13 protein-coding genes are annotated in these 15,892 nt (G+C 58.1%); 7 read left to right on the top strand and 6 right to left on the bottom strand.

From position 1 onward, the window contains the following. Positions 1 to 3,058 (top strand): BID domain-containing protein (locus tag CO660_RS31510; protein WP_097601790.1); only part of this gene is annotated, 3,058 nt, incomplete at its 5' end. A gap of 949 nt (positions 3,059 to 4,007) precedes the next feature. On the opposite strand, the gene CO660_RS34600 is transcribed toward CO660_RS31510, so the two are convergent. Then, complete coding sequence (locus CO660_RS34600) at positions 4,008 to 5,066, bottom strand: class I SAM-dependent methyltransferase (protein WP_348627659.1); 1,059 nt, start codon at positions 5,064 to 5,066, stop codon at positions 4,008 to 4,010. A 260-nt stretch (positions 5,067 to 5,326) separates the two neighbouring features. Here CO660_RS34600 and CO660_RS31495 point away from each other — a divergent pair, with 260 nt between their 5' ends. From CO660_RS31495 to CO660_RS31485, 3 genes are all read left to right on the top strand, one after another. Next, positions 5,327 to 6,217 carry an AraC family transcriptional regulator gene (locus CO660_RS31495; protein WP_097601789.1) on the top strand — a complete coding sequence of 297 codons (891 nt, stop codon included), beginning with the start codon at positions 5,327 to 5,329 and terminating at the stop codon, positions 6,215 to 6,217. Between the two features lie 111 nt (positions 6,218 to 6,328). Beyond that, positions 6,329 to 7,582 carry an MFS transporter gene (locus CO660_RS31490; protein WP_097601788.1) on the top strand — a complete coding sequence of 418 codons (1,254 nt, stop codon included), beginning with the start codon at positions 6,329 to 6,331 and terminating at the stop codon, positions 7,580 to 7,582. After that, the gene (locus tag CO660_RS31485) at positions 7,579 to 8,988 is read left to right on the top strand and encodes a hypothetical protein (RefSeq protein WP_097601787.1); all 1,410 of its coding nucleotides are present in this window, start codon (positions 7,579 to 7,581) and stop codon (positions 8,986 to 8,988) included. The genes CO660_RS31490 and CO660_RS31485 overlap by 4 nt, the downstream gene beginning before the upstream one ends. A gap of 24 nt (positions 8,989 to 9,012) precedes the next feature. Here CO660_RS31485 and CO660_RS31480 read toward each other — a convergent pair whose 3' ends face one another. Continuing rightward, entirely contained in the window at positions 9,013 to 9,252 is a 240-nt protein-coding gene (locus CO660_RS31480) for a helix-turn-helix transcriptional regulator (RefSeq protein ID WP_097601792.1), read from the bottom strand. A 203-nt stretch (positions 9,253 to 9,455) separates the two neighbouring features. On the opposite strand from CO660_RS31480, the gene CO660_RS31475 reads away from it, so the two are divergent. Continuing rightward, a complete protein-coding gene (locus CO660_RS31475; protein WP_097601791.1) occupies positions 9,456 to 9,713 on the top strand; it encodes a helix-turn-helix transcriptional regulator in 258 nt (85 codons plus the stop codon). A gap of 45 nt (positions 9,714 to 9,758) precedes the next feature. Beyond that, complete coding sequence (locus tag CO660_RS31470) at positions 9,759 to 10,238, top strand: helix-turn-helix transcriptional regulator (protein WP_097601786.1); 480 nt, start codon at positions 9,759 to 9,761, stop codon at positions 10,236 to 10,238. Between the two features lie 55 nt (positions 10,239 to 10,293). Here CO660_RS31470 and CO660_RS31465 read toward each other — a convergent pair whose 3' ends face one another. The 4 genes from CO660_RS31465 to CO660_RS31450 form a co-directional block, all read right to left on the bottom strand. After that, complete coding sequence (locus tag CO660_RS31465; RefSeq protein ID WP_097601785.1) at positions 10,294 to 11,526, bottom strand: CapA family protein; 1,233 nt, start codon at positions 11,524 to 11,526, stop codon at positions 10,294 to 10,296. A 102-nt stretch (positions 11,527 to 11,628) separates the two neighbouring features. Further along, positions 11,629 to 12,474: a transporter substrate-binding domain-containing protein gene (locus tag CO660_RS31460; protein ID WP_097601784.1), complete on the bottom strand. Its 846-nt coding sequence runs from the start codon at positions 12,472 to 12,474 to the stop codon at positions 11,629 to 11,631. A 15-nt stretch (positions 12,475 to 12,489) separates the two neighbouring features. Then, positions 12,490 to 13,287, bottom strand: coding sequence for an ABC transporter permease subunit (locus CO660_RS31455; protein ID WP_097601783.1), 798 nt, complete (start codon positions 13,285 to 13,287; stop codon positions 12,490 to 12,492). Between the two features lie 12 nt (positions 13,288 to 13,299). Next, positions 13,300 to 13,959: an ABC transporter permease subunit gene (locus CO660_RS31450; protein ID WP_097601782.1), complete on the bottom strand. Its 660-nt coding sequence runs from the start codon at positions 13,957 to 13,959 to the stop codon at positions 13,300 to 13,302. Between the two features lie 283 nt (positions 13,960 to 14,242). On the opposite strand from CO660_RS31450, the gene CO660_RS31445 reads away from it, so the two are divergent. Beyond that, the gene (locus tag CO660_RS31445) at positions 14,243 to 15,148 is read left to right on the top strand and encodes a LysR substrate-binding domain-containing protein (protein WP_097601781.1); all 906 of its coding nucleotides are present in this window, start codon (positions 14,243 to 14,245) and stop codon (positions 15,146 to 15,148) included. Positions 15,149 to 15,892 lie beyond the last annotated feature (744 nt).

Below are 15,892 nucleotides of genomic sequence, written 5' to 3'. Positions count from 1 at the left end.
GATCCAGGCGGGTGCAGCCTTTCGGGCGATCAGCGAACGCATCGGTTTTGCCGAACTTGCCGGCGTGCGCCGCCAGCGTGAAACGTGGGCACGGGAAGCCTCGCGGCTCTTTGCACGCGGCGAGACTGGCAAAGCCCTCGACGTCTATGCCGAGCAGGGTCATCTGGTCGAGGCAGAGACGCGAGAGGACATCATCGGGCGGATTGTCGGCGACTGGAGCCAGGCGCGCAGAGAGGCAATCGTTCGATCCGTTTCCGAGGGCAGGGATGGTCGGCTGCGCGGTGACGAACTGCTTGTGCTTGCCCATACCAATGACGATGTCGGCAAGCTGAACGAGGCGCTGCGTGCGGTGATGGCCGGCGATGGTGCGCTTTCCGACAGCCGCACCTTCCAGACGGCACGCGGGGCGCGGGAGTTCGCCGTCGGCGATCGCATCATCTTTTTGGAGAACGCCCGCTTTCTCGAGCCGCGGGCCAGGAGTTATGGTCCGCAATACGTCAAGAACGGCATGCTCGGCACGGTCATCTCCACCGGCGACAAACGCGGCGAAGCGCTGATCTCGGTTCGTCTCGACAACGGCCATAACGTCGTCTTCAGCGAAGACAGCTATCGCAATGTCGATCACGGCTATGCCGCAACGATCCACAAAGCCCAGGGCACCACTGTCGAGCGCACCTTGGTGCTTGCGACCGCCATGATGGACCAACACCTGACCTATGTGGCGATGACGAGGCATCGCGATCGCGTCGATCTTTATGCGGCAAGCGAGGATTTTGAGCCAAGACCGGAATGGGGACGCAAACCGCGTGTCGATCATGCCGCCGGCGTGACCGGCGAGCTTGTCGAAACCGGAGAGGCCAAGTTCCGGCCTGATGATGAGGATGCCGACGACAGCCCCTACGCCGACATCAGGACCGACGATGGCAATATCCATCGGCTGTGGGGCGTGAGCCTGCCGAAGGCGCTCGAAGAGGGTGGCATCTCTGAAGGCGATACCGTCGCCTTGCGCAAGGACGGCGTGGAACGGGTCAAGGTCCAGATTGCCATTGTCGATGAAGAGACCGGTCAGAAGCGTTCCCAGGAGCGGGAGGTCGACCGCAATGTCTGGACGGCCAGGCAGATCGAAACCGCTGAAGCGCGCCAGGACCGCATCGAGCGGGAAAGTCATCGGCCGGATCTGTTCAAGCCGCTCGTCGAGCGGTTGTCGCGCTCCGGCGCCAAGACGACGACGCTCGATTTTGAGAGCGAGGCTGGGTATCGGGCGCAGGCGGAAGACTTCGCCCGCCGCCGTTGGCTCGATCATCTCTCGCTTGCTGCGGCCGGGATGGAGGAGGGCGTTGGACGTCAGCTGTCGTGGATTGCCGAGAAGCGCGAGCAGGTGGCGAAGCTTTGGGAGAGGGCGAGCATTGCGCTCGGCTTTGCGATCGAGCGGGAACGACGTGTCTCCTACAATGAAGAGCGCAGCGAAAGGAAAACAGTCTCGGACGAGGATGCTGGCCGCGGGTATCTGCTCGCGCCCGCCACCGTCTTTGCCTGGAGCGTGGAAGAAGATGCGCGACGGGCACAGCTTGCCTCGCCACGGTGGAAGGATCGGGAAGCGCTGCTGCGACCGTTGCTGGAGAAGATCTACCGCGATCCGAATGAGGCACTTGTCGCCCTGAATGCGCGTGCTTCAGATGCCGGCATCGAACCCCGCAGGCTCGCCGACGATCTTGCCGTGAGCCCCAATCGGCTTGGCCGCCTGCGCGGCTCCGAGCTCATCGTCGACGGACGCTCAGCGCGTGACGAGCGGAATGTCGCCCTGGCGGCTGTGACAGAATTGCTTCCCCTGGCCCGCGCCCATGCGACCGAGTTCCGCCGGAGCGCCGAACGGTTCGAAATCCGTGAGCAGGCGCGTCGCGCACATATGTCATTGTCGATCCCGGCACTTTCCGAAGGTGCGATGGCGCGTCTCATGGAAATCGAGGCGGTGCGCAACAGGGGCGGGGACGATGCTTATAAGACCGCCTTTGCCCTTGCCGCGAAGGACCGCAGGGTCGTGCAGGAGATCAAGGCGGTCAGCGAAGCGCTGTCTGCGCGCTTTGGCTGGAGCGCCTTCACCGCAAAGGCGGATGCGGTCGCCGAACGTAATATGGCCGAGCGCATGCCGGACGACGTGATGGTCGGCGAGCGCGAGAAGCTGATCCACCTGTTTGAGGCCGTCAAACGTTTTGCCGAGGCGCAGCATCTCGCCGAGCGCCAGGACCGCTCGAAGGTGGTCGCGGCTGCCAGTGCCGATCCGCGGAAGGAGAACGTCCCCATGCTGGCCGCAGTCACCGAGTTCAAGACTTCGGTCGACGAGGAGGCGAGATCTCGCGCGCTCGCCGGCCCTCGTTATCGCCAGCAGCGAGCGGCGCTGGCCGCCGTCGCACCAACGATCTGGCGCGATCCGGTCGGCGCTGTCGACAAGATCGAAGAGCTGCTCGTCAAAGGCTTTGCTGCCGACCGCATCGCCGCCGCGGTGATCAATGATCCCGCCGCCTACGGCGCCTTGCGCGGCTCTGATCGTCTCGTGGATCGGATGCTGGCTTCCGGCCGGGAGCGAAAAGAGGCGGTGCAGGCTGTGCCCGAGGCGGCCGCGCGCCTGCGTTCTCTCGGTGGGACCTATGCCGGCACCCTCGACGCCGAACGCCAGGCGATTGCCGAGGAGCGGCGGCGCATGGCGGTTGCCATCCCCGGCCTGTCGCGGATGGCCGAAGAAGCGCTCCTGCGGCTGACCGCCGAGGCCAAGAGCAGCGGTCGTAAGCTGAGGCCATCAGCCGCTGTTCTCGATGCCAGCATTCGCCGGGAGTTTGCCGCAGTCAGCACGGCGCTCGACGAGCGCTTCGGCCGTAGTGCCGTTCTCCGGCAAGAGAAGGATCTCATCAACCACATTCCGTCAGCGCAGCGCAGCGCTTTCGAGGCGATGCGGGATAAGCTGAAAGTTCTGCAGCAGACGGTTCGCTCGGAGAGCAGCGAGAAGATTATTGCGGAACGGCACCAACGCAGCCGCAACCGCGGCCGAGGAATCGATCTTTGAAGTCCATCGAAGAAGCCAAGGATTCCACCGGGCCGACCATCCGAATGGGTTGGCGTTGAGCAGACATACGATGGCGCGTGAAATAAGTGCGTTATCGCGGGTCTTTGCCTCGGTAGCAACGGCTCGCTCAGGATATCGATGTCAACGCTCGGATTAACCTGCTCTTCCAGCAGCCGACCCCTTCGTTCGGAGGTCCCCTCCACCCCACGCAGCATGCCATGCTACGCAGACGCTTCGGGATCTTGCAGTCACGCGGGAATGTCGCGCTTAGCATGCAGACACGCCAGACGTCGACGTAGTCGGCGCGTGCTCAAGATAGAAGACAATATAAGGGAAAGCCTTCAGCTTCATGCTGCGCAGAGCGGGCAACCGAGTCCATATGCATAGCGCACGTAGGTCAAACGCTTGTCGACTGCGGAAATGGGGCTGCGTCTGCAGGAAACCACTCGATTGATCTCGCAGAACTGGACGCGAATTTCCACAAGTTGCCCTCGATGAGCGTCCGAATCCCATAGACGGTAACGAGGTTCCGAGCGGAAACCTGAAAGAACAGACCGTCGCCGGTTAATCTGATGATCGCGCGTCCGTCCTCAAAAGTCAGCAGCCGGTCAGGTCCCTCGGTGACGATTGCACCACAGAATTCGCGGATCCGCGTGCAGATCGCCTCCGCAACACATGGCGCGTTGGCGACCGCGACAAAGGTTTGGGCAACGTATCGGTGCATTTGAAATCCTTTTCGGTCGACCTCGTGTAGCCCCGTCATCAATCTTCGTTCTCGGAAACGAGTCGGGTGTAGTGTGGGGAGCGGTTCAAAAATCTTTGAGTTCAGACGCACCCGGGCGAGCACGCACGGCGAAATCTCGAAAACCTGCAGCACATCGGCAATGCTTGTTAACCGTCGACACGCCGAGCTCATCACGTTTCGCCACGCAGGTGAATGCGCATCACGTCAACATCGCCAATCTCTCGATAAATCATTGCGATTGGCACTATCTCTGGATGAATCAGTTCCTGGATCTCTTGCTCCCGCCACTTCGTCATTGAAGAGAAGAAAGGGAAGGGTTTCATAGACATATTCTGTGGGGATCGCTGGTTTAATCAGGCCCGACATGAAGCGTTCGACGTTTGATTGGCTGTTGCTCGCGACGAGTGTGCAGAAATTCCCGCTGTTCCATGTCACAAAGCAGTGCTGAAAACGGCGCTTGACGGCATCCGACATCTCGGTAAGCGTGACCTCGTTCCGATTCATGGCGGTGAGCACTGCCGCCTTTTTTGCCATGATGTCGGTCGAGCCGAAGAAACGGGCCTTGAAGCCGTGATCCTTCTGCAATTCGCGGCGCAGATATTCGTCGATGTCAGGATTTTTGAACTTTTCGACGAAGAGGAACAGGCCATCATTCTTCAGATGCTGCGAGACGAATTCGATCTGTTCGGGCCGGTTCGGTGAATACATCTGGAATGTCGTATCCTCGAAAATGATGTCGAAACCCGAAGCAAACTTGATGAGATCCCGTCGCGTTCGCAGCAGATCTTTCTGCAGGTGATGGAAGGGGCCGTGAAAGAACGTCGCATGCGGAGGATCGCCGTAAGCCATGAAGCTTCGATAGTTTTCGACGTTGGGACTGCATGACAGGCTTTCGACACGGCCTTCGGCCAACTCAGAGATCGTCCGCGCCATAGTCCCTTCCGCTGTGCCCAGCGAATAAACGCTGAGCGGTCCGGACATGCCCTGACAATATCGCAGAATTGCGTGTCCGAGACGGCATTCCTCTTCGAGCCGGTAGGGAATGCTTGCATGGTAATGTTGGTCGAAAGGTCCGCGGCGCCGTTCGTGAAGGAGGATGAAGCGGTCGAGAAGCTTATCATCGCCCAGCAGTCTCCGGTCCACATGCGGCTGCTTGATCGGGGTTCCCGACCGGCCGGCGGCCGTCGCCCCAAAGAAGCTGGCGAGTTCGTTCAACCGCGGAGCCCGTTCGCATTCTTCGAAAAATGAGGAGAAGTCCCGCATGTCGTGCTCCCGTGGTTCGACACGCATCGATGCTCCCGTTGCCAAGATTGATGTCTGCCGTTCGATGGGAGAACAAGCATCGTGCCGGGGCACAATTGCAGGCGGTCGCTCCTGCAGCCGTCACAATCCGGTTATTCTTTCAAAAAGCTGTCATGAAATTCTGCGTTGCAGCCATCAGATGGAAATCCCGCCATAGTTTGTAGAAAAGAATGCGGCCGGTGAACGGGGGTTCGTGAGTCTATGAATTGAAGGAGTTATGAATGGTCGGTCCTGTAGCGTTTGCCCCTGATGTCATCAGACGCGCAGCACACACCGCAATTGCCCATGAGCATGAGAGCTGGCGATCCGTGCGCGCGGACGTCGTGCGCAGGAGCGGTGTAGGGCGGCAGGAAACAAACCTTACCGCGGAGAATCATGCGATCCTCCTGAACATGCTTGGCGCTGCAAGAGCGGGCGAAGATTATGTGGATGGCCGCAGGGTCGCATTTACGCAGAGGTCGGCCGGATCGCTCTCATTCATTCCGGCAGACCATAATTGGAGCGGCTGGGACGACGGCGATCCGGCGGCCTCCTACCTGTTCATCACCATTGGCAAGAAATTCATCCTGGATCAGTTTGAAAATGTACCCGGAGCGGATCTTGACCAGCTCATGCCGAAAATCGGTTTTGAGGATACATCAATTCAATATGCTGCCCGCAGCATCCGCTCGGAAATCGGCCAGAGCGATGCCTTGAGTCATATGATCGTCGAGGACCATGCGCGAACGATTTTCGGGCGGCTGTTCCGCGGCTCGGGCCAGAGGCGACATTACGTCAAAGGCGGGCTGGCGCCTGCGGTCCTGAAACGCGTGATCGGTAGGATAGACGCCTCGCTGGACGGTTCCTTGAGCTTGGCCGAACTTGCTCACGAGGCGGGTTTGAGCGAGCATTACCTGTCGAAAGCGTTTCGGCTTTCGACGGGTTTTTCGCCACACGCGTTCATCATTCGAAGACGGGTTGACCGGGCAAGCGAAATGCTCCGCTGCTCCAGCCGCCCGATAACCGAGATCGCCTATGCGTGCGGCTTCTCCAGCCCCAGCCATCTCGCGGCAGCTTTCCATCGTGCGATCGGCGTCACGCCACGGCAATACAGAGCCGACTGGAAGACATAAGACCGTCACGGCGTCGAGGGGATTACAGCAGGATTTTGAAAGTGGGATCTCGCTTCATCCTTTAGCCTCACCGCCACGCAAGCTCTGCGTCTCCATTTCGGCGGCACCCAGATGAATCAAGATGCCAATATTGCACCGAACCTCGCTCCGGATCGAGCCGGATTTCGCTCGGTGCGAAGCTTCTTTCTGCTGAGCGTCTTCTTTGCTGCAATTGGCCGCAACACCTACTATGTCGGTGCGATTTGGATGCTGGCCGCGTCGGGCAGCAATGCTGGCTCCATTGCTTTGTTTCTGGCTCTCGGCAGCATCTCTGAGTTTGTGGCAAGTGCGCCGGCCGGATACCTCGTCGATCGCTTCGATCGCAGGAGTCTCTCCTTAGTAAGCGACTGGATCAGGATCGCGATTTTGCTGATGACATCTGCTGCGCTCGTCCTGCAAGAGCCGGACTACGTCCTTTATGGCTCGGTGATTTTCTTTGGGGTGGCCGATCGGCTGTATCTTACGGCCTCCTCGGGAATGGTGCCGTCGATTGCGCGACCTGAGAGCCTGATGGCCTTCAATTCACTGGCTTATGTCGCTATGCAGGCGGGCAACATGCTGGCGGCGATAGCGACCGGATGGCTGCTGAGCGCCAAGCCCGGAACGGCATGCTTCCTCTTTGCCACCGGCACATTCGCGATTTCGGCGCTCAGCATGTTCCGGACCGCGATCCGCTATCGAATCCTGCCGTACGATCATCACCACCTGGCGCAAGCTGTTCGGGAAGCGTCCGAAGGCGAGGAGACAAGCCGCGTGCCGGCGCGTCTTGTTCTCAACTATGTGTTGATCTACGTGATGGGTATGCTGATCAGCGCGCTCATATCAAAATTTGTGCTCGAGGAACTTCAGGGGACCTCGCTGCTGTTTGGCATATTGGAATTTTGTTGGGCAGCCGGCGCGATCATCAGCATGCTGATCCTCACCCTCAGGCGGTTCGCCAAGGTCGATGGCCGGGTTACTCCGATCATCGTCCTTTTGTCGGGCTTGGCCGTGGCAGCATTCTATCCAACGCGGAATCTGGACATTGCGATCGTCTTGATGGCGCTTCTTGGCGCCGGTTATAACCTTTCACGGGTACTGATCGATGTCGAGATACAAAGGCTCGTATCAAGCGCGAGGCTCGGACGAGCGAAAGGTTGGGTGCACGTCGCCTGTATGGGCTTCAGCCTGCTTGTCTATGCGGGGCTCGCTATATCCGGAGATGCGCTAACGCCGTCGGCGGTATTCCTTGCATTTGGAAGCGGAATGATCGCCGTCATCGCTGCCGGCTACGGTCTTCAATTGGTGAAAAACAGAGCCTCATCACATCGGGGCATGCCGTTATGACCGGGCCTCCAGAGGCTGAAATTCCGGCGGTTTCGAAGCATGACTTGTTGGAATTGGTCGGTACACTGTTTCCGTGGATTGCCGATTTCCGGCAACGGAGCCTGACGGATTATGCTCGAGCCGTCTTCCATGCCGAGCCGCCTGCAAGCAGCTGTGAGGCCCGGCGCCACGCGATGTTGCTCCTTCAGCGGTGTATCCGCAGGGCGGCCAGGAATGCGGGTTTTCCGGACCACCGGGCCAGTTACATTGCGGCGCAGATCGCCAATGCTCCTGTCATGCAAGCCGGCCCGCACCTGCATTTGTTGATCGAGCCGGACGCCTATTACACGCATCTCTTCAGCTTGATGGGGCTGAACGCGCATCGCCGTTTGGCCTATGTCTCTTATGCAGTATCGACAGTCAAATTCGTCGAGAGGGGTCGAAAGGGGCCAGGTTGGCTAAAACTCGATGGCGATGCGATCAACGTTTTTGGGCTAAGCCGGAGCCAGATGATCCCCTATAGCGTTCTCGCGCAAAATGGCCCCTATCGCTTCGCCCTCACAAACGTCGACCGCGCCGATGGGGACAGCGATCTGGTCGCGCGGCTGCGCTCCGAACTGCCGCAAGGCGAATTTTCGTCGGCTGCGCTGGCAATCAAGCAGGCCAATGCATCCCTTTGGGAGCGGTATTTCGATCCGGGCATCGATTTCCTGCAAATCGATGATGAGGATGTGGCCGACCTCGTGGTCGAGCATCTTCAGGATAAATCGTCCTGGCTCGCCCGACATCTGTTTGGGAAAGGTGGGTTTGTGCCTTGTCTGCTGTCCTCCACCAAGGCTCTTGCCGACAGTCATTGGCAGGGCTGGCTCAAGAACACCACGGACCTGTTTTGGGGCAGCGATCGCGGCCACCTCTTTCCGTTGCGGCTGAACGGTTCCCGGCTTGAGGCGAGAGGAGCGGAGGATTTCTCGCTCGAATTCGCTGCGGATGCCGTGATCGAGGCGCTGCAGGCGCGCAAGATCATCCCGAACCTGTACTTGATGTTCATCGTCACAGCGATTTTACCGGGCGTACGTGTCCTCGGCGGCAGTCGGCACACGGTGTACTACCCTCTCATGCGCTATGTCTTTTGCCATGCGCTCGCAACGAGTGGAGATTTCGAATTGCGCACCGCGATCGCCGCCGACCGAAAACCCGGTATCTGGGGGCATCGCGTGCTGCTAGCGGATGCCGAACCTTTCTCGGAGCTCGAAATGCTGGGGCCGGGCAATATTCAGGCAGTGCTCAGGAAATATGGAAGTCTGCCACTGGAGGAAGCCTGCGGTGCCCTCGAGAGTTTCGTCGGCGATCCCTTATGGGCCAATTTCAAGACCCGTCATGATGAAGGGCTCGTGGACGTGAGCGATCCAGAGTGGGCGTTTTCGTAGCGTATGTCGTTGTGCCAAGAAGCCCTAATCGATGCGGGATATGATCCGTAATGCATTGTAAGGATCAAAACCTAGAATTTCCGACAATTCCAGAAATTCGATGACGTCAACTCTACGCTGGCCGCTTTCCAGGCGAGCCACGAAAGATTGATATTCTCCAAGCTTCTCTGCAAGCTCAATCTGCGTCAAGCCGGCGGCTTCGCGCTTTTCAATCAACAGCGCGATGAGCGCTTTATGTCGTTCCGTGCCGAGTGTCTTCGCCACGTATTCACCCACCACCGATTGAGATGGGCTCTTTCGTTATATCTGATTTTCAGTTATCTTAAATTCAGATATTCCGGAGGCGACCCGCGGCGATCACGAAACCTAGGCATAGTGCAATTTTCGGCAAATTTCGTGCTGGCTAGAATTCATTAGGGACTATCAGTCCGTCGATTGCCGAGCCGCCAACATGCATTTGTTGCATGATGGACGTGCGGCGGACGATCGGCTGGAATCTAAGGCGACTGCGAGTGGATAGAGGCCTCTCCCAAGAGCGTTTAGCATTGGAGTCCGAAATTGATCGTTCTTACGTTGGGCGGGTGGAAAGAGGCAGAGAAAACGTAACGGTTGCGACCTTGGAAGCCTTCGCAAAAGTCTTATCCGTAGGTGTTTCTGACTTATTTGTGGAGATCGACCCAAAAGATGTGCGGCCGCAATCACTTCGTTCCGGGCGCAAGACGTGATCGCACTGCAATCCATCCGACACTCTTACGTGGGGATACACAGCAATGCATGTTCGAGTAGCAAAGCGGTTCGCGAGCACCTCTCAGCGCAACGCGTTTCGGGCTGGAGACGACGGCGACCAAGCGACGCACCCGGTCGATATTCATGTGGGCCAGCAGCTTCGCATCAGGCGGGTTCATTCCAACCTGTCCCAAACCGAACTCGGCCAGAAAGTTGGCCTGAGCTACCAGCAGGTCCAGAAATATGAGAGTGGCAAGAACCGCATCAGCGCGTCGATGCTCTATGAAATTGCCAGCGGTCTGAATGTGCCAGTGGGCTGCTTCTTCGATGGGCTGCCGGAACCAGGTACAGAGGAGGGGGCAACTATCGCACCCGAGGCAGATGAGCGCATCGCTTATCTCGCCACCGCGGAAGGACGCCGCTTCGTCGAGGAGATACTTCGTCTTCCGCCAAAACTGAGGACCCGCACTCTGGCCGTAATCAGGGCAATCGCCGGAGACGAGGATAAAGCCGAGGAAGATTGATAGTTCGGTGATGCCGGCTAATTTCTCGCAGGCAGCCCCATGTTCTGTGCCTGCCTCAGGCAACATCAATTCTGCCCAAGGGGCCGTCGCGCTCGATGAACGTGCCAAACTCGGCCGAACGCCTGGCGAGATCATCGATGATCTCCTCTCCCGTCTTTCCCAACGCCGCAATCGGCACATGGCGCTGATGGAAATCTAGCTGGTCGATCTGTTCTCCGCCGAGCACGATGGGGAGAAGCTCGATTTTCAAGGATCCTGTCGTGTCGAAAATGCATGTAGCGACCACGCTCTTCCAGACATCCGGCGAACTCCATTCCGTTTCACCCTTTTCCGTGTGGAAGAAGAAATTCCCAAGACCGAAGAAGACTGGCGCGCGTTTGTAGATCTCGATCGGCTGCAGGACCGGTGTTCCATGGCTGACGAAAGCGCCGGCGCCGGCGTCAATACAGGCATGGGCGAATGCCCTGACCCAGTCCGGCACGTCGCGCCAGTTCGGCTCCCAGTGATGATGGTGCAGATAGGCGATAACGAATTGCCCGCGAGAGCTGGCCTGCGCAATTGCCGTCAGCTGGATTGAAGCACTTTCAGAATCAACCGCGATAACACGCCGATTGGTGTTGGAGCGTCGGAAAATGGTGCCGTAGAAATCGACTTCCTTGTCATCGTCTAGGACCGGAGGATCATCGGGCTGGGCATAATTTGCCCGTTCCAACCTGGAGCTTTGAAACGTCGCCTGGATGGTTTCCAGCATGTCGAATATGGCTTGATCCGCCTCGAAGATCCTGGTCACGTCCAATTGGTTCACACCGGGTCTGGACGGACGGCGGTTGCTCGCGTTCTCGGCATACATATTTCGAGGTCCAGGGCCGGCATCCATGGCCACCAAGGCTATATGCCGGTTGCCGAAGGCGGCCACGCCCGGGGTTGCGGCATCATCGCGGTCAAGACCAATACCGGCGTGGAGGAAACCGCGGTTACGAACCTCCTCAAGGGTAGACATGATACCTGGTGGGCCGAGATCGAAAGCATGGTTGTTAGCGAGCGCCAGGACGTTGAAGCCAGTTTGTTTCAGGGCATCCAGCACAAAGGGCTCGGAACACCCGAAATATGAACCTTTCATGGGAGAGCCACCGTGCCGCCCGAGAATGGTGCCTTCGAAGTTGGTGAAGGCGACATCGGCCCTTTTCAGGACGTCGACGATTTGCAGAAAGCCGGGATCGCGGCAAGTTCTGACGTCGTGATGGATGAGCGACTGGCCGGTTATGGCAACGGTAAAAGGGAAGGGCATCGGTCTACCTGCGACGTTCAATTGGAATTCAACCGGGAGCTCGCCGGTTCCGGTGGTTGGCGGCTGGCGAGATCTAGTCATCCAGTCAAGCGTGGCGGCGGTTCACGGCGCCGCGGGTGGGGAGATATCGATCCCGAACCATTTCAGGCTAAGCGCCTTCAGCGTTCCGTCTCTTATGCCGTCTTCGATGGCCTTGTCGAAGGCCGCGACCAGATCGGTGTCTTCCTTGCGGATGCCGACCCCGACGCCTGGTCCCCACAGTCCGCCTGATAGTTCCGGACCGTAGAAAGCTGCTGTCTCGCCATCCTTACCATCAAGAAACGTCTTCCATGTGAAATAATCTGCAAGGCCGCCATCGATACGGCCTGCGGCGAGATCCAGATGGAGATTGTCCTGGGTGTCGTAGCTCCGGATCGTTGCAACTTTGCCGAAGAGCTCGTTGAGGACGGCTTCGGAATTGGAGGACCTCAGGACACCCAAAGTCTTGCCGGAAAGCGCCGATTGGAGCTGCCCGAGGATCGCCAGCTGCTCGGCGCCAATGCTTGTAAGGTTGATTTTCGTCTTGGTATCGGTTGCCGGGAGCTGCAGGTCCTTTCGCATCACCAGCTGATTGAAGCCGCCGGCATAGGGTCGCGAAAAAGCGATCGATCTCCTGCGTTTTTCCGTGATCGCCATGCCGGACATGATCGCGTCGAACTTGCCGACGGTCAGCGCCGGGATGATCCCGTCCCAGTCCTGAGCGACGAACTTACATTCGACCGGGATGCGTCGGCATAATTCTGTTCCGACGTCTATATCGTAGCCGACCAGCTTTCCTTCCGTATCGATCATGTCCCAAGGCGGAGAGGCGCCTTCGGTCGCAATCGTCAGCACTTTGCGATCCATGGCTTGGACGGCGGTCTGGCCCGTGAGAGCGATGAGCGATGCTAGGAGCACGGATTTGAGCATTTGCTGTTTCCCTTTTTATAGCAGGTTGGTGGACGGTTGATCGCCCGGTTTTGCGTGGGCTCGTTTGTCCATGAATTTTCGAAAGCCCCAGAGCCTCGAAGCCATTGGACTGGCTGTGACGTTCCTTGAATTGCTGGTGGGCGATTGCGCGAGATGCGTCTCCAGCATTCGAAAGAATGCCGAAACGATGAAGTTTAGGAGCAGATAAAGAAGACCCGCCGCCAGGAAGACCTCGTAGGGAGCGAATGTCTCCGAGATCATCCGGCGGGCCAGTCCCGTGATCTCCAGGAGGGTGACGGTGCTTGCCAGCGAGCTCGCCTTGACCATGCCGATGACTTCGTTCGCGTAGGAGGGAAGCACCGTCCTGAACGCCAAAGGGAATATGATCAGCCGTATCTGCATCAGTCTCGACAGGCCGAGTGCCTGCGCGGCTTCGATGATCCCGCGGGGGACAGCTAGAATCCCCGCCTTGAATACTTCGGTCGTATAAGCGGTGCTGTTCAAGGAAAAGGCCGCAACCGCGCACCAGAACGGTTCACGCAGCAACGGCCAGAAGATACTGTGACGGACGACCGTCAGTTGGCTGAGACCGTAATAGACCAGGAACAGCTGCACGAGCAATGGAGTGCCGCGAAACACATAGGTATACGCCAGCACCAATCTCGAGAGGGCCCTGTTCGAGGATGCTCTGAGAAGGCTGAGCGGCACCGACAGTATGAAGCTGACCGCGAGCGATAGAAGTGTCACGGAAAGGGTGAGGAAAACACCGTGCGCCAGCACGGACATGCTTTCGATGATCAGCTTGATGTCCATGGCTGTGATCCCTCAGTGACTGGGAATCTGGATGCGCCGCTCGAGCGCACGAAACGACGCGAGCGACAGGCTGGTGAGGGCGAGATAGAGTGCCGAGGCCACCAGATAGAATGTGAGCGGCGCCCTCATCGATCCCGCACCGATGAAAGCCACACGCATGACGTCGCTAAGCCCGATGACAGAGACGAGAGATGTATCCTTCACGAGGGAAACCCAAAGATTGCCGTAAGCGGGCAGGGCGACACGCATCATCTGCGGCAGGATAACGAACAACCAGGTCTGCCATGGTTTCAGGCCCAGACTGCGCGCGGCCTCCGCCTGTCCTCGCGGAACACTCATGATCGCACCGCGGAAAATCTCCGCACAATATGCACCAAAGACGATCATCAGCGCGGCTACACCGGCTGCAAAGGCATTGATTTCGACATAGCGGCCCGTCAGCGCCGTGATGGCCGCAGTTCCCCCGAAATAGACGACGAGAATGACGAGCAGTTCGGGCAGGCCGCGCACGATCGTCGTGTATCCCTGACCAAGGAGGGCTGAGACACCCAGCTTTGACAGTTTGACCATGGCGACAAGCAGACCAAGAAGTGATCCCAGCGCGCCGCTTACGAGCGCCACTAAAACTGTGATCTGGAGACCATTGAAGAATTGAAGTGCAAAGCTGAGCACGCACGTCCTCTCCGCCTTATCCGGATATCCCGGAATAAGGTCGCCTTATGTACGGTTTCCCATCAAAAAGCGCTTCACACTACCGGAGATGGCATTATTTATACCTATAATCCCAAGTAATATTCGCGTTCACCCGAGATTTATACTTTGACAATTTGCCGTCAATTTATAAGGTGTTCTTAATTGCCATAAGCGCAGCTTATATGTCGTTTCCCGTACCCTCCCAGAACCTCTCTTTGACGGCGATGTGGCTCTGGCCGGTCAAAACCAAAGGACCGAAAATATGGTCGGCAAAACCACGACGGGCGTGACGATCCGGCAGCTACAGATTTTTCGGGAGGTCTTACGCGCAGGATCGGAACGGCATGCCGCAAAGATCCTCAAGATCACCCAGCCGGCCGTCAGTCAGCAGATCAGGCAGCTTGAGCTGGAGGTTGATCTCGCGTTGTTTGCGCGAGACAACAATCGGCTGGTACCGACCGATCGTGCCTGGGATCTTTTGCGCAGCGTCGAAGGCGCCCTGCACAGCGTCGACCGGATCGAAAAGTCGATCGCTGCAATTCGCAACGAAGAGGCAGGCTCATTGAGTTTGGCTGCTCCGGGCGTTTTCTGTTTGAATGCCATCCCCCGGGCCGTCCAAGCCGTCCGTAGGAGCAATGCCCTGTCGTTTCAGATCAGATCCGGCAGCTACCAGCAGATCGCAGAGCACGTTCTAAACGGCCGGGCGGATCTGGGAGTTTCGCGCCTGCCGCTCGATGAGCGTGCCTTCGAATGGGCACCAGCCGCGACGGCCAGGAACGTCTGCCTGTTCCAGGCGGGGCATCGGCTGGCCGTCAAAGACGTGATCACGCCAGAGGACATAATCGATGAGGCATTGGTGGATATAGAACCCCAGCTTGCGGCTCATCAGATGAATATCAATGCCTTGCGGTACAGGGGCGTAGAACCGGACCTCGCCGTTGAATACGACGCGAACGGCCATGACGTAGGCTTCGTCGCGGCCGGCGTCGGGATTTCGATTATCAATAGCCTAATTGCACGCGAATATCGGCAATTCGGGCTGGAGTTCAGGCCGTTCGAACCTGGCGCTGTCTATCACTACGTGGTGTTCTGGCAACGAGGGCGCCAACTCACTACTGGCATGCGGCAAACCGTCGATGAGTTGCTGGGCGCCTTCGCGGCGACGTAAACGGTATCCAGTTGCCAGCGCAACCCGATTGGCTCCAGCTGGCGCCGTCGCTATTAGATCCGCGGGCTCTTACCGACTCCAACGTGCTCTGCAGCAGCATCGACGCGCTCGCAATTAACGAAATTTAATCTGCAGCGCGGCGACCAATAGCTGAATCTGCCCAAAGCCAGCGATGGACTCTATCGCGACAATTGTCCCGCGCCCCACGGAGTGGGGGATGACGCCACGGAAATCTCGCTGCCGGAGAATATCGCGGCGCGGTTCAGGCAGCCAAGGCAATTACTCCCAGTCCTGGCCGGAAACAGATTATCGCGAACTGCCTAAAAATAATGCGCCACCGGATCACTACCCCGGTCCCCGCCGGCTTCAACGCGGGCCAGCAGCTCGGACAGGTGGGTTTTGGCCTCCGAAATTTTACCGTCGTCGTCATCGGGGTGCGCCTTCCAGAGTGGGTTCAATCGTTAAAATAATAGCAGTTCTGGCATAGGCCAATCTGGTTAACCTTATAACCATCGATAAGCAGTACTTATCGATGATAGATAACTAAACCCGCGATCATACGTAGTGAGGAACCCAAACTTTCAGATAGAGTTCGTTTAGCAAATCATTTACCATGATTTCAATGTCTTACGATATCGGGAAGTTGCCTCTGAATAGCTTGATGGGCGTAAGCGGGGCTGATTTGGTGGCCATGCCGACACAATCAGCATGTCTGACGCCGAGCAGGGTGCTCGAAGGGCCGAG

The organism is Rhizobium sp. L9 (assembly GCF_002531885.1).
GTDB lineage: Bacteria > Pseudomonadota > Alphaproteobacteria > Rhizobiales > Rhizobiaceae > Rhizobium.
The sequence above is the reverse complement of the archived record's forward strand: the minus strand, read 5'-3'. Positions and strand labels throughout refer to the sequence as shown.